This is a genomic window from Methylobrevis pamukkalensis, assembly GCF_001720135.1.
Lineage (GTDB): Bacteria > Pseudomonadota > Alphaproteobacteria > Rhizobiales > Pleomorphomonadaceae > Methylobrevis > Methylobrevis pamukkalensis.
In genome coordinates, this window is record NZ_MCRJ01000022.1 from 29,906 (window position 1) to 42,917 (window position 13,012).

General features: G+C 67.8%; 9 protein-coding genes and 2 pseudogenes. 7 read left to right on the forward strand and 4 right to left on the reverse strand.

The genetic code is table 11. From position 1 onward, the window contains the following. Positions 1–98: 98 nt before the first annotated feature. The gene (locus tag A6302_RS05680) at positions 99–2,420 is read right to left on the reverse strand and encodes a glucose/quinate/shikimate family membrane-bound PQQ-dependent dehydrogenase (RefSeq protein ID WP_069306234.1); all 2,322 of its coding nucleotides are present in this window, start codon (positions 2,418–2,420) and stop codon (positions 99–101) included. Between the two features lie 520 nt (positions 2,421–2,940). On the opposite strand from A6302_RS05680, the gene coxB reads away from it, so the two are divergent. The 6 genes and pseudogenes from coxB (at position 2,941) to A6302_RS24180 (ending at position 8,481) form a co-directional block, all read left to right on the forward strand. Next, complete coding sequence (gene coxB, locus A6302_RS05685) at positions 2,941–3,840, forward strand: cytochrome c oxidase subunit II (protein ID WP_342586222.1); 900 nt, start codon at positions 2,941–2,943, stop codon at positions 3,838–3,840. A gap of 44 nt (positions 3,841–3,884) precedes the next feature. Next, positions 3,885–6,369 (forward strand): annotated as a pseudogene (gene ctaD / locus A6302_RS05690) (cytochrome c oxidase subunit I). A 10-nt stretch (positions 6,370–6,379) separates the two neighbouring features. Continuing rightward, a complete protein-coding gene (locus tag A6302_RS05695) occupies positions 6,380–6,751 on the forward strand; it encodes a hypothetical protein (RefSeq protein WP_069306236.1) in 372 nt (123 codons plus the stop codon). Continuing rightward, positions 6,751–7,389: a cytochrome c oxidase assembly protein gene (locus tag A6302_RS05700; protein ID WP_069306237.1), complete on the forward strand. Its 639-nt coding sequence runs from the start codon at positions 6,751–6,753 to the stop codon at positions 7,387–7,389. The genes A6302_RS05695 and A6302_RS05700 overlap by 1 nt, the downstream gene beginning before the upstream one ends. Next, positions 7,386–7,949 (forward strand): c-type cytochrome, encoded by a 564-nt coding sequence (locus A6302_RS24175; protein ID WP_245293933.1) that lies wholly within the window; start codon positions 7,386–7,388, stop codon positions 7,947–7,949. Before A6302_RS05700 ends, A6302_RS24175 begins: the two co-directional genes overlap by 4 nt. Before the next feature lie 133 nt (positions 7,950–8,082). Continuing rightward, on the forward strand, positions 8,083–8,481 hold the full coding sequence (locus tag A6302_RS24180) for a c-type cytochrome (RefSeq protein ID WP_245293934.1): 399 nt from the start codon (positions 8,083–8,085) through the stop codon (positions 8,479–8,481). A 363-nt stretch (positions 8,482–8,844) separates the two neighbouring features. Here A6302_RS24180 and A6302_RS22735 read toward each other — a convergent pair whose 3' ends face one another. From A6302_RS22735 to A6302_RS05720, 3 genes and pseudogenes are all read right to left on the reverse strand, one after another. Next, entirely contained in the window at positions 8,845–9,132 is a 288-nt protein-coding gene (locus A6302_RS22735; protein WP_069306238.1) for a hypothetical protein, read from the reverse strand. A gap of 63 nt (positions 9,133–9,195) precedes the next feature. Further along, positions 9,196–10,527: a PQQ-dependent sugar dehydrogenase gene (locus tag A6302_RS05715; RefSeq protein WP_069306244.1), complete on the reverse strand. Its 1,332-nt coding sequence runs from the start codon at positions 10,525–10,527 to the stop codon at positions 9,196–9,198. Between the two features lie 311 nt (positions 10,528–10,838). Beyond that, positions 10,839–11,902 (reverse strand): annotated as a pseudogene (locus A6302_RS05720) (ketopantoate reductase family protein). A 331-nt stretch (positions 11,903–12,233) separates the two neighbouring features. Here A6302_RS05720 and A6302_RS05725 point away from each other — a divergent pair. Continuing rightward, entirely contained in the window at positions 12,234–12,890 is a 657-nt protein-coding gene (locus tag A6302_RS05725; protein WP_069306239.1) for a hypothetical protein, read from the forward strand. Positions 12,891–13,012 lie beyond the last annotated feature (122 nt).

A 13,012-nucleotide genomic window follows, 5' to 3' on the forward strand; every position in this document is an offset into this window, starting at 1 on the left:
CCTGACAGGCTGAGTTGCCGATGACAACCTTGCGGCGTCCGGACTGTCGGTCATGTCCGCCGCCTGCAAGGCGGCGGACGTTTCGCCGGACAACCCGGTCAGGGCACCTTGTAAGCGATCACGTAGTCGCCCGGCTTGGTGCCGACCGAGCCGTGGCCGCCGGCGACCATCACCACATACTGCTCGCCATCCTGCGTGTAGGTCATCGGCGTCGACTGGCCGCCGGCCGGGAGGCGGGCCTCCCAGAGCTGTTCGCCGGTGGTCACGTCATAGGCGCGCAGGTAGTTGTCCACCGCCGCACCGAGGAAGGCGACGCCGCCGCGGGTCAGCAGCGGTCCGCCGATGCCCGGCACGCCGAGCTCGAAGGGCAGCGGCAGCGGCGTCATGTCGTAGACGGTGCCGTTCTTGTGGCGGTAGGCAATCTCGCCGGACGTCAGGTCGACACCCGCGACGTAGCCCCACGGCGGGGCCTGGCAGGGCACGCCGAGCGGGCCGAGGAACGGGCCCATGAACACGCCGTAGGGCGCGCCCTCGTTGCGGTTCAGGCCCTGCTCGCTCGCCGTCTCGTCCGCGCCCTTCGGCGGGATGTCGGCGCGCGGCACCAGACGCGAGGTGAAGGCGAGATAGGTCGGCATGCCGAACATCACCTGGCGTTCCGGATCGACCGCGACGCTGCCCCAGTTGAAGGTGCCGAAGTTGCCGGGATAGACGAGGGTGCCTTCCAGCGACGGCGGCGTGTAGCGGCCCTCGTAGCGCAGCTGGTGGAACTGGATGCGGCACATCATCTGGTCGATGAGCGTGATGCCCCACATGTCGCTTTCTTCCAGCGGCGGCGGCGAGAAGGTGAGGTCGGAGACCGGCTGGGTCGGCGCCGTGAAGTCCTCGGGGATCGCGCCGGTGGGAGCGGGCTCCTCGCGAACCGGGATGATCGGCTCGCCGCTGCGCCGGTCGAGCACGTAGATGTCGCCCTGCTTGGTCGGGCCGACCAGCGCCGGCACCACGGTGCCGTCCTCGCGGGTCATGTCGAACAGCACCGGCTGGGCCGGCACGTCCATGTCCCACAGGTCGTGGTGCACGGTCTGGCGCACCCAGCGCACCTCGCCCGTCGCGACATCGAGCGCCACGATCGACGAGGAGAAGCGCTCCACCGCCTCGCTGCGGCCCATGCCGAGCTGGTCGGGCACCTGGTTGCCGAGCGGAATGTAGACGAGGCCGAGCGCCGGATCGGCGCTGAACACCGACCAGCTGTTGGGCGAGTTGGTGGTGTAGGTCTCGTCCGGACCGATAGGCGCCGTCTCGTCCGGATTGCCCGAATCCCAGTTCCACACCAGTTCGCCGGTGCGGATGTCGAAGGCGCGGATCACGCCCGACTGGGACTGGACCGAGAAGTTGTCGTTGACCGCGCCGCCGATGATCAGCTTGCCGTCGATCGCGACCGGCGGCGACGTCGAATAGTAGTAGCCGGCCGGGTTGTATTCCATGCCCCGCTCCAGCTGCAGCGTGCCGCCCTCGGCAAAGCTCGGGCAGATCTCGCCGCTGGCGGCATCAAGCGCGATCAGCCGCGCGTCGGAGGTCGGCAGGTAGACGCGGGTGGCACAGGCACTGCCGGCCTCGGCGTCCGGATCGGCCCAGTAGGTCACGCCGCGGCAGGTCTGGTGCTGGCGGTCGGGATTGAGGCCGGCGTTCGGATCGAACTTCCATTTCTCCTCGCCGGTCGCCGGATCGATCGCGATCGCCCAGTTGTGCGGGGTGCAGATGAAGAGCGAGTCGCCGACCTTGAGCGGCGTCACCTGATAGGTGGTCTCGGTCACGTCCTGCGGCAGCTTCACGTCGCCGGTCTGGTACTGCCAGGCGACCTCGAGGGTCGCCACATTCTCCGGCGTCACCTGATCGAGCGGCGAGAAGCGCTGGCCATAGGTCGTGCGGCCATACTGGTGCCATTCGCCGTCCGGAACGTCGCCGCCGAACGGGGCGGAGGCAAGGCGATCGGTCGGAAGCTCGCCGGCCGTGTCGTGCGGATCGTTGACCATCGAGCCGACGGCGACGGCAATCGCGATCACGAGCGGAATGACCAGCGGCCAGGGATTGGCCCGCCGGAATTCCTCCCGCTCGAGCCCCGAACGGATCCAGGGCATCAGCAGCCACAGGCCCACGACGATGATCAGGCCGCCGCGCGGACCAAGCTGCCACCAGTCGAGCCCCACCTCCCAGAGCGCCCAGACCAGCGCGATGTTCACGAACACCCCGTAGAGCAGCAGGGCGGCCGAACTGCGCCGCCACAGCAGCACGGCGGTGGCGAGGAACATGATGCCGGCGAAGAGGTAGAACAGGCTCCCTCCCAGCACCATCAACCAGGCGCCGCCGACGGCGAGCGCAAGGCCCAGAAGCCCCAGAAGCAGGGATGTTGCGGCGATGATCATCGTCGTCCTTCCGAACTGAAATGTCGGCCGCCTCAAAAGGGCGACCGGAACAGGAATGCGGGCCGGGATGCCCTGTGCGTGGCCGGCGGGAGAACCGGCGGAAGCGGTGGCCCGCCTCAACGCATGACGCGGGACGAACCCGGCCATGGCGCACGCTCGGCTTTGCCCAAGCCCTGCCCCCGGGTCCGGAGGGAACCCGCCACGCGCATTCCCAATCCTCGGGGGCGGCCATTGTTCCGCCACAGACGGTTTCCGGCGGACGTATTTGCCGAGGCAGCGCCGATGCCGGAACAATTCCCTTTCGGCCGAGTTTGCGTCCTGTCCGTCGGGCTGGCGGACATCCACCGGACATGATCCGCGTCGAGGGCCATGGTTGCATGGCCGACCACGAATTCCTGGAGCCGGAATGGCGGGGGCTACCGTTGCAACCAACCGCCGTGAGGCCCGCCGTCCGCGCCGCATCCCCGCGCGCGCGCCGTGTCTTGCCGTCCTTCTCGGCGGCTGCTCCGGCATGCAGTCAATGCTCGATCCCGCCGGCATCGCCGCCACCCGCATCGCCGATCTGTTCTGGGTGATGCTGATCGGCGCGGCCGTGATCTGGTGTCTCGTCATCAGCCTCGCGGTCTATGCCAGCCGCCTCAAGAAAACGCCGGTCAGCGAACGCACCGCCCTGCGGCTGATCATCGGCGCCGGCGTGGTGTTTCCCACGGTGGTGCTCACGGCCCTTCTCGTCTACGGCCTGCGCCTGATGCCGGAATTGCGGACGAGCGACGGCGACCTCACCATCGCCGTCACCGGCGAGCAGTTCTGGTGGCGCGTCGAGTACCGCCTGCCCGACGGGCGCGTCGTTCCCTCCGCCAACGAGTTGCGCATGCCGGCCGGCGCCACCGTCGAAGTGGTGCTCGGCACCGCCGACGTCATCCACTCCTTCTGGATCCCGGCGCTTGCCGGCAAGACCGACATGATCCCGGGCCGCACGACCCGGCAGATGCTGAAGCCGGAACGGCCCGGCATCTACCGGGGTGCCTGCGCAGAGTTCTGCGGCTCCAGCCACTCGCTGATGGCGATGACGGCCGTGGTGATGGAGCCGGAGGCCTTCGCGGCCTGGATCGAGCGCGAGGCGGCTGATGCCGTTCCGTCCGGCAATGCCCGTGGCCGCGAGGTGTTCATGGCCAGCGGCTGCAGCGCCTGCCACACCGTGCGCGGGACCGAGGCGGCAGGCCGCATCGGGCCGGATCTCACCCATCTCGGCGGGCGGGAAAGCCTCGGCGCCGGCATCCTGCCGAACCAGCCCGACGCCATCGCCCGCTTTGTCGCCGAGACGGACAGGATCAAGCCGGGCGCGCGCATGCCGGCCTTCCCGATGCTCCCCGAAGACGATCTCGCCGCACTTGCCGCCTGGCTCGGAGGCCTCGAATGACCAATCCCTCCGACATGCCGGACGATCCGCGCGACCGGGCCCGCATGGACGCCGAAGCCGACCGGCTGCGCAAGGCGTGGGAAACCCCGCGCGGCTGGCGCTACTGGTCGGCGGTCAACAACACCGAGATCGGCGTCTGGTACACGGTCACCGCCTTCGTGTTCTTCCTGTTTGCCGGGGTGCTGGCGCTGCTTGTACGCACGCAGCTCGCCGTTCCCGACAACGATTTCGTCTCGGCCGGGCTCTACAACCAGCTGTTCACGCTGCACGGCACGATGATGATGTTCCTGTTCGCCGTGCCGATCTTCGAGGCGGTGGCGATCCTGATCCTGCCGCAGATGCTGGGCGCACGCGACCTGCCCTTCCCACGCCTGTCCGCCTTCGGCTACTGGTGCTTTCTCATCGGCGGCGTCTTCGTCGGCGGCTCGATCTTCTTCAATGCCGCGCCCGACGGCGGCTGGTTCATGTATCCGCCACTCACCACCGATCCGGAGCTGTCCGGCATCGGCGCCGACATCTGGATGCTCGGCCTGTCGTTCATCGAGGTGGCCTCGATCGCCGCGGCGGTGGAACTGATCGTCGGCGTGCTGAAATGCCGGCCGCCCGGGATGCGCATCAACCTGATGCCGCTCTACTGCTGGTACATGCTGATCGTCGCCGGCATGATCCTGTTCGCCTTTCCGCCGCTGATCGCCGGCGACATCCTGTTCGAGATGGAACGCCTGCTCGACTGGCCGTTCTTCGATCCGGCGCGCGGCGGTGATCCGATCCTGTGGCAGCACCTGTTCTGGATCTTCGGCCATCCCGAGGTCTACATCGTGTTCCTGCCGGCGATCGCGCTGCTGGCGATGATCGTGCCGACCTTCGCCCAGCGCCCGATCGTCGGCTACGGCTGGATCGTGCTCGCCGCGGTCGGCACGGGCTTCCTGTCCTTCGGGCTCTGGGCCCACCACATGTTCACGACCGGGCTGCCGGCGATCTCGCTCGGCTTCTTCTCGGCGGCATCCGAGGCGGTCGCGATCCCCACCGGGGTGCAGATCTTCGTCTTCATCGCCACCCTGCTCGCCGGCCGGGTGATCTTCTCGGTGCCGATGCTCTACGCCACCGGCGCGCTGGCGATCTTCGTCTTCGGCGGCCTCACCGGGGTGATGGTGGCGATCGCGCCCTTCGACTGGCAGGTCCACGACAGCCATTTCGTCGTCGCCCATCTCCACTACACGCTGATCGGCGGCATGTTCTTCCCGCTGATCGCCGGCCTCTACTACTTCTACCCCTTCGTCAGGGGCTACATGCTGTCGGCCCGGCTCGGGAAATGGGCCTTCTGGCTGATGTTCTCCGGCTTCAACATCGCCTTCCTGCCGATGCACTTTACAGGCCTGCGCGGCATGCCGCGCCGGGTGTTCACCTATCCGGACAATCTCGGCTGGGACTGGCTCAATCTCGTCTCGACGATCGGCGCCTACATCATGGCCGCCGGCGTCCTGGTGCTCTGCTTCGACATCTTCCGCCCCAAGAAGGCGCACGAGCGGGCCGGCCGCAACCCGTGGAACGCCGGCACGCTCGAATGGGTGGCCGGCGATCCGGAGGAGCCTGGGGCATCCGCTCCGTGCCGCCGATCACCGGCCGCTATCCGCTGTGGGACCAGAAGGACATCCTCAGGAACATCGACGAGGGCCGCTACTTCCTGCCCGATGCCAAGGAGGGCAAGCGCGAGACGCTGGTGACCGGCGTTCTCGATGCGACGCGATCCAGGTGCTGCGGGTGCCATCCAACTCCTTCGTCCCGATGATCGCGGCGATCTTCGTCGGCGGTGCCTTCATTGCCACCACCTTCCACTTCTGGATCACGGCGATCGTCTCCGGCGTGCTGGGCCTTGCCGCGATCCTCTACTGGCTGTGGACCGGCACGGCGGTGATCCCGGAAAAGCCGGAGAAGGATGCCGGCATGGGCGTGACCCTTCCGCTCTACGCCTCGGGGTCGAAGTCGGTGGGCTGGTGGGCGATGTTCATCACCATGATGGGCGACAGCACCGCCTTCGCCAGCCTCATCTTCAGCTACTTCTTCTACTGGACGATCCAGAGCGATTTTCCCCGTCCCGACGCCCCCGGTCCCGGGCTGCTCTGGCCCATGCTGGCGCTCGGCGCGACCCTGGTCGCCTGGCTGCTGATGCTGCTCGCACGCCGGTTCAACAGCGCCGACAAGCTCTCTGCGTCCCGTCTCTCGCTCGGGGTCTCCACCATGCTCGCCGCCGCTGGCGGCGCGGCCGCGATCGCCGCGCCCTGGGCGACGGGACTGGAGCCGACGCGTGACGTCTACGACGCCACCGTCTGGGTGCTGGCGCTCTGGGTGGCCGTGCACAACGGCGTCGGCGTCATCATGCAGCTCTACTGCCTTGCCCGCAGCCTTGCCCGCAAGCTGACCGCCGTTCACGACATCGACCTGCAGAATGTCGTGCTCTACTGGCACTTCGCCGCACTCTCCATGGCGGTCACCATGCTGGTGATCGCCCTCTTCCCGCTTGCAACGTGAGGAGACGGTCATGCTGTTCCGCCGGGAGACGGCCAATCTCTGGACCCTGATCACGCCGCCGACGGTGTGGGCGATGCATTTCATGGTTGCCTACGTGCTCGCCGCCGTGGTCTGCGCCAAGACCGGCAACACCGCCGACCTCGACTCTGTCCGCTGGATCATCGCCGGAGCGACGGCCGTCGCCCTCGGACTGATCGCCGCCGCTGCGGTGCAGGCGCACCGCCACTGGGGATTCGGCGACGACATGCCGCCCCACAACGAACCGACCGACGAGGACCGCCAGCATTTTCTCGGATTTGCGACGCTGCTGATCTGCGGCGTCAGCGCGATCGGCGTGATCTTCGTGGCGCTGCCAGCGCTGTTCATCGCGGACTGCCGGTGATGGCACGCCTCGCCTGCCCCGCCGCCGGCTTTCTCCTGCTTGCCTTCCTGTGGGCCGGACCGCTGACGGGCCATGCGGGCCACGCCTTCGCCGCGCACATGACGCTGCACATGGGGGTCGTCGCGGTCGCCGCGCCGCTGATCGCCATCGGCATTGCCGGCTCACGCTTCGATCCGACGCCGCGCCATCCGGTGCTGCTCGGGCCGCTGCTCGCCTCCTTTGTCGAACTCGTCGTCGTCTGGGGCTGGCACGTGCCGGCCCTCCACGAGCTTGCGCGCGGCGGCGGTCCCGCCTTTGCCGCCGAACAGGCGACCTTCTTCGCCTCCGGCCTGCTCGTCTGGACCGCCTGCCTCGGCCATGCCGCCCGCGACCGCGAGGGGCGCAGCCTGCAGGGCACCATCGGTCTGCTCGTCACCTCGATCCACATGACCCTGCTCGGCGCCCTGCTCTCCTTCGCCGGACGGTCGCTCTACGATCATGGGGGCCACGGCGCCGATCCCGCGACGGTGCTCGCCGACCAGCAGGCGGGCGGCATCATCATGCTGCTCGTCGGCGGCGCCTCCTACCTGACCGGTGGCCTCGTGCTGATGGCGCGCATCCTGCGCCTCCCCGAAACGACAACCGGAGACGCCCGATGAGGATCACCCTGAAACGCGGGCTGATCGGCCTTGCCGGCCTCCTTGTTCTCGGCGCCCTCTATGCGTGGTCCGGCCTCTTCAACGTCGCCGCCTCCTCGGGACACTGGGCCATCACCAACTGGGCCCTGCACTGGGTGATGGGGAATTCGGTGGAACTGCGCGCGCGCTTCGTCGAGCCGCCGCAGGTCAACCTCGACGACCCCGCCCTCGTCCGCCAGGCCGCCGGCCACTACGAGCAAAGCTGCGCCTTCTGCCATGGCTCGCCGCTGCGCCCCGAGCGGCGCCTGCCGAGCCGGATGACGCCGCCCGTGCCCAAGCTCGACCGGGCCGCCGAGATCTGGTCGGACGAAGCGCTGTTCTGGATCGTCAAGCACGGCATCAAGTACACGGCGATGCGGCGTGGATCTCTCAGACGCGCGACGACGAGGTCTGGGCGATGGTCGCCTTCCTCAAGGCACTGCCCGGCATGGAGCCGGAGCGCTACGAGGCGCTCGCCTTCGGCGACGTCGCGCCGATCCCGGCCGACCTGTCGATGGCGGGCAGCGTGGAGGCCGCGCTGATCAACTGCGCCCGCTGCCATGGCCGGAACGGGGATGATGACGGCGGCGCTTCCCGCGCCTTGCCGGCCAGAGCGAGGCCTATCTTGCCGCAAGCCTGAAGGCCTTTGCCGAGGGCAAGCGCGAGAGCGGGCCGATGCAGTTCGCAACAGCCGGGCTCGACGAGGAGGTGCTGCGCGGCCTCGCCGCCCATTATGCCGCGCAGGTGCCGGCTTCAACGTCCTCCGCGCCTTCGACGCCAGTTCCCTCGGCATCAGCCTCATCGCAGGACGCGCCCGATGGCGCGACAATCGTCCGCGAGGGGATCTCGTCCAAGGGTGTGCCCGCCTGCGACAGCTGCCACGGCGACACCGGCCGCAATCCGCTGTTTCCCCGCCTCGCCGGCCAGCCGGAGAGCTACCTCGTCGCGCAGTTGAAGCAGCTTCATGAGGGCGGGCGTGGCGGCACGGCCTACGCCCACCTCATGGAAACCATCGCCGGCCGGCTGTCGGACGAAGAGATCGCCGCGGCGGCGGCGTGGTATGCGTCGCGGTGAGGGTCCTCCGCCAGATCTGACGTCGAAGGGCACGGACCTGTTCACCTGGAGATGCTGCGGCTTTGCCCTCGTCCTTCGAGACAGGCGCTTGGCGCCTTCCTCAGGATGAGGGCAAAGAGCAGCGCCGCAGTCAGAACGCTGAAATCGCGGAGGCCTCATCCTGAGGACGCCCGCAGGGCTGTCTCGAAGGACGAGGCCGGGCGCACCCATTCATCTGCGTTACGACCAGAAGCACCCTCCCCCTTCCGCGATTTGTCCGTCCCGCCCCGATCCCAGAACAATGCCGGCGCCACCCGATCGGGTAGCGCCGGCATGATTTGCATGACCGATTGACCGGGCCTGTCGGCACCGCTCCCGACCGACTTACGGCGTGGTGGGGGCCGGGGTGCTCGGCGACGGGGTCGTTCCGGCCGGCGGGTTCTCCTGAAGGTCGCCGCCGGTGCCCGTCTCGGGCGTGGGCGAGGTCGGGGCCGGCATCGTCGGTGCGGGATCGGCGGCCGGCGGGGTCGGGGCCGTGTCCGTCGCCGGAGCGGTCGTGGTCTCGGGCGCCGCGTCACCGGCCGTCGGCGTCGACGCGTCGTCGTTGTCGCTCTCGCCGCAACCGGCGAGCAGGGCGGCGCACAGGGCCAGCGTGGCAATGGTCGTCTTCATGAGGCAGGTCCTCCCTTTGTTTGATTGAAAGTCGCACAACTCATGCGATGTATCAGGCACGCGTCACCGCGAGGGCACCACGCGCCAGATTCTGTTGCCCACATCGTCGGCGACCAGCAGGGCGCCGTTGCGGTCGACCGCCACGCCCACGGGGCGGCCCAGGGCCTTCTCGTCCTGGCTCAGGAAGCCGGTCAGGATGTCGCGCGGGGGTCCCGCGGGCTCGCCATTGGCGAACGGCACGAAGATCACCTTGTAGCCGCTGCGCGGAATCCGGTTCCACGAGCCATGCTGGCCGACGAAGGCGCCGTTCTTCATGTCGGCGCCGAACAGGTCGCCGGTGTTGAAGGTCAGGCCGAGCGAGGCGGTGTGGGGCCCGAGCGCATAGTCCGGCTTGATGGCACGCGCCACCAGATCGGGATTCTGCGGATCGACCCGCACATCCACATTCTGGCCGTACCAGCTGTAGGGCCAGCCGTAGAAGCCGCCGTCCTGCACCGAGGTCATGTAGTCGGGCACGAGGTCGGGGCCGATCTCGTCGCGCTCGTTGACGACCACCCACAGTTCGCCGCTGTCCGGCTGCCACGAGAGGCCGTTGGGATTGCGCAGGCCGGAGGCAAACAGACGCATCTGGCCGGTGGCAAGATCGATCTCGTGCACGGCGGCCCGGCCCTCTTCCTCCTCCATGCCGTTTTCGGCGACGTTGGAGTTCGAGCCGACGGTGGCGTAGAGCTTCGTGCCGTCGGGGCTGGCAATCACGTCCTTGGTCCAGTGGTGATTGCGGCCGGCGGGCAGGTCGACGATCTTCTGCGGCGCGGCGGAAATCTCGGTCACGCCCTCCTCGTAGGGAAAGGCGACGATGGCGTCGGCGTTGGCGACATAGAGCCGGCCATCAAGATAGGCCATGCCGAAGGGCGAATTGAGGCCGGCGAGAAAGGCCGTCTTCGTTTCCGCGATGCCGTCGCCGTCCTCGTCGCGCAGCAGCGAGATGCGATTGGCGCTTTCAGTCCTGGCGCCCGCCTCGCTCTGGAACAGGCTCATGAAGAAACCGCGGATCGAGAAGCCTTCTTCCGGCTTGGGCGGCGCGTTGCTTTCGGCCACCAGAATGTCGCCGTTCGGCAGCACGTGCAGCCAGCGCGGATGATCGAGGCCGGCGGCAAATTCGTTGACGACGAAGCCTTCGGCGGCCGTCGGCATGGTGCCTTCGGGCCACGGCGTCGCTTCGGCGACATTCACCGACGGCACCCATTCGGGACGCGGCTCGGCCAGCGTCGGGTTCGGTCCGTAGGTCTCGGCGATCGGCACCGTCGCTTCATGGCGCGACAGGTAGACGACGCCGAAGGCGCCGGCGGCGCCCAGCACGATAAGGACCAGCAACAGAACAAACAGCTTCTTCACGCGCACCTCCCTGTCGAGGAGGTAAACAATCGGCGCGGCTTGTTGTTTCACGCCGTGACGCTGGAACGGCGATTTTTGTCCCGGCCAAGGTGGAGGACGGCATGGCGCGGCCGGGGTGCCGGTGTTTCGGGCCGATGATCTTGCGCCGGTACACCGGATTCAACGCATGAGCCGGCCAGATCGAAACAACCTGGCCGGCTCGGACATGCTCGAATTCTGGAACCGGCGCGGATGTCACGCCGCAGGCAGGTCCACCAACCCGGACGCGGGCCGGACGCAGGAGCGCGACCCGACCCGCCTCGTCCGGATGGTCACGCCGCGAACGAGCCGCCGCTGAGGATCGTGTCGTTCAGCCGGCCGTCGACGGTCTGGACCGTGCGGTCGATCTCGGCATTGGGCATGCCGAGCTGATGGGCCACCAGCTTGACCATCAGGTCCACCCGTTCGATGAACGGGGCCCCGCTCGCCACCGCGCGCGCCGCCGACGAGGGCTTCAGCAGGCTTTCGGCTGCTTGGCATATTTCTCGAAGGGCACCTGGTCTTCCGGGTCGGCGCCCAGACGGCGCGCGATGGCGTCCACATGCTCGTAGACCGAGCGCGAGGCCTCGATATCCCCCCACACCGCATCGCGGATCGACTTCGGCTCGCCGGCGGTGATGCAGCGATAGTTGCCGGTCAGGAGCATCGACCACTTCGCCAGGGGCACGAACAGCGAGTCGAACACCTTGAGCTTGACCGGCACATCCTTGCCGTCGAGCTTCACGGCGTCGATGTCGGCCTCGAGCTCGCGCAGCAGACGGTTGTGCGCCTCGTCCGCGAACACCGCCGCCTTGAAGTTGGTCGGCAAGCCGACATGCAGCACGTTGGCCGGCTCGTCGGCGGGGCGGAAGGCCTGCGGATCCGGCGAGCACAGCGACATCAGGCCGGGCTCGAACCGCTCCCACACCTGTGCATTGGTATAGGCCTCGTCGAGCGCCATGTCCTTCAACGCCGGGATGCGGCGCAGATAGGGCAGCGGCGGCATGTTCATGATCGACACGCAGGGCAGCTTCGCCTCGGCGATCTTGATCAGCAGAACCCGGATCGTGTGATTGGCGTATTGCGGCTCCTGCATCGCCAGCCCGACCAGATCGTAGCGCGAGACGTCGATGTCCTCCGGCGCCGCGGCGTCGAGCTTGCCCGGCAGGTCGCGCGAGAAGATCGAACGGTGTTCGGCCTCGTCGCGCAACTTGATCCGGACCTCGGTTCCGGAGCTGTTGATGAGATCCGCGGTCTTCTGCCGGCAGACGAGCGTCACGTTGTGACCTGCCATCAGCAATTTGGTGCCCAGCAGAGATCCGTAGGAAGCTCCGAGGATCAGGATGTTACGCGCCATGTCATCGGTCCACATCTTAAGTAAAGGGGCAGGTTTGTCTTGCGTCATGCTGCAGCGCACACTGTAGATGCACCGGTTTCCGGCAACGTTCGGGCTCGTCCCGGACGGCTGCGGCGGAAGTCTGACGACATGATCATTGCCCAAGCCGGCGAGCGACTCCAGTCTATTGGCCCGGCAGGGCTTATATGTCGCAGCGTCGGTTCCCCGGTGCGCCCCGCCCCCTCGCGCGGCGCCGTCGTCGCGCACGGGGCCCGTTTGCGGTCACGACACGGCTGGACTCCGCAGATGCGCCGCTGGTTATACTGCACGCGGAGCGAGAGGAGAATCTGCCGTGGGTCTGGATCTTGTGGTCGAGGGCTGTGCCAGGGACGGGCATGAGGCCGAATGGCGGCGGATGGTCGATCGCGCGTTCAGGGGCGATCGGTTGAACGAGGCGGAGATCGAGCGGTTTGCCGAGATCAGCATTCCTCCCTACGAGCGGCTTGGCGCCCCCCGCGTCGGCCATGACACCGCAGCGGACGACTGGATCGTCGCCGAGAAGAACGCGCGCACCCCGGAAGAGGTTGCGGCCGTCCTGCGCGAATTTCACGGATACCATGTCCTCGACCTGCTGACGTCGGACGGCTTGCCCACGTACAGCAACGCCGCGCTCAATGACGAATTGAACGAAACCAGTTTCCGGGGCGAATTCCTGCGCCTGTGCGGCGACGTCCTTGCCAAGGACCTGATCGATGGCGCCTGGGACCACAAGCTGCCGGACGCGGCGATCGGTTACGGCAAGGCCCTGCTGGAGGCCGCCGATGCCGCGGCGGCCGGGCATGGTCCGGTCCGGCAACCGCCGAAGCGCGGACTTCTTGCCCGCCTCGGACTGGCACGGCCGGCGCGGGAGCCATTGCCGCTCGACAAGCAACTCGCGATCGTTCGCGCCGCAGGCCGGTGGTACGTGTTCTGGGGCGAACGCGGCCACCCGATCCGCGCGTGGTCATGAAGAGATGAACCCGCATGAGAAGGAACCTACCGTGGCCACCGAGTAATGGTCGCGGCGAGGATAATTGGGGGTGAGACACTTGATGGCAACGCAGGCGTAACCGCGTCGCGATGCACTTCCAG

What these genes read in the sequence shown, in the direction of transcription:
- A6302_RS05680 (WP_069306234.1), bottom strand. Translation starts at nt 2,420, where the DNA reads ATGATCATCGCCGCAACATCCCTGCTTCTGGGGCTTCTGGGCCTTGCG.
- coxB (WP_342586222.1), top strand. Translation starts at nt 2,941, where the DNA reads ATGCTCGATCCCGCCGGCATCGCCGCCACCCGCATCGCCGATCTGTTC.
- A6302_RS05695 (WP_069306236.1), top strand. Translation starts at nt 6,380, where the DNA reads ATGCTGTTCCGCCGGGAGACGGCCAATCTCTGGACCCTGATCACGCCG.
- A6302_RS05700 (WP_069306237.1), top strand. Translation starts at nt 6,751, where the DNA reads ATGGCACGCCTCGCCTGCCCCGCCGCCGGCTTTCTCCTGCTTGCCTTC.
- A6302_RS24175 (WP_245293933.1), top strand. Translation starts at nt 7,386, where the DNA reads ATGAGGATCACCCTGAAACGCGGGCTGATCGGCCTTGCCGGCCTCCTT.
- A6302_RS24180 (WP_245293934.1), top strand. Translation starts at nt 8,083, where the DNA reads ATGCAGTTCGCAACAGCCGGGCTCGACGAGGAGGTGCTGCGCGGCCTC.
- A6302_RS22735 (WP_069306238.1), bottom strand. Translation starts at nt 9,132, where the DNA reads ATGAAGACGACCATTGCCACGCTGGCCCTGTGCGCCGCCCTGCTCGCC.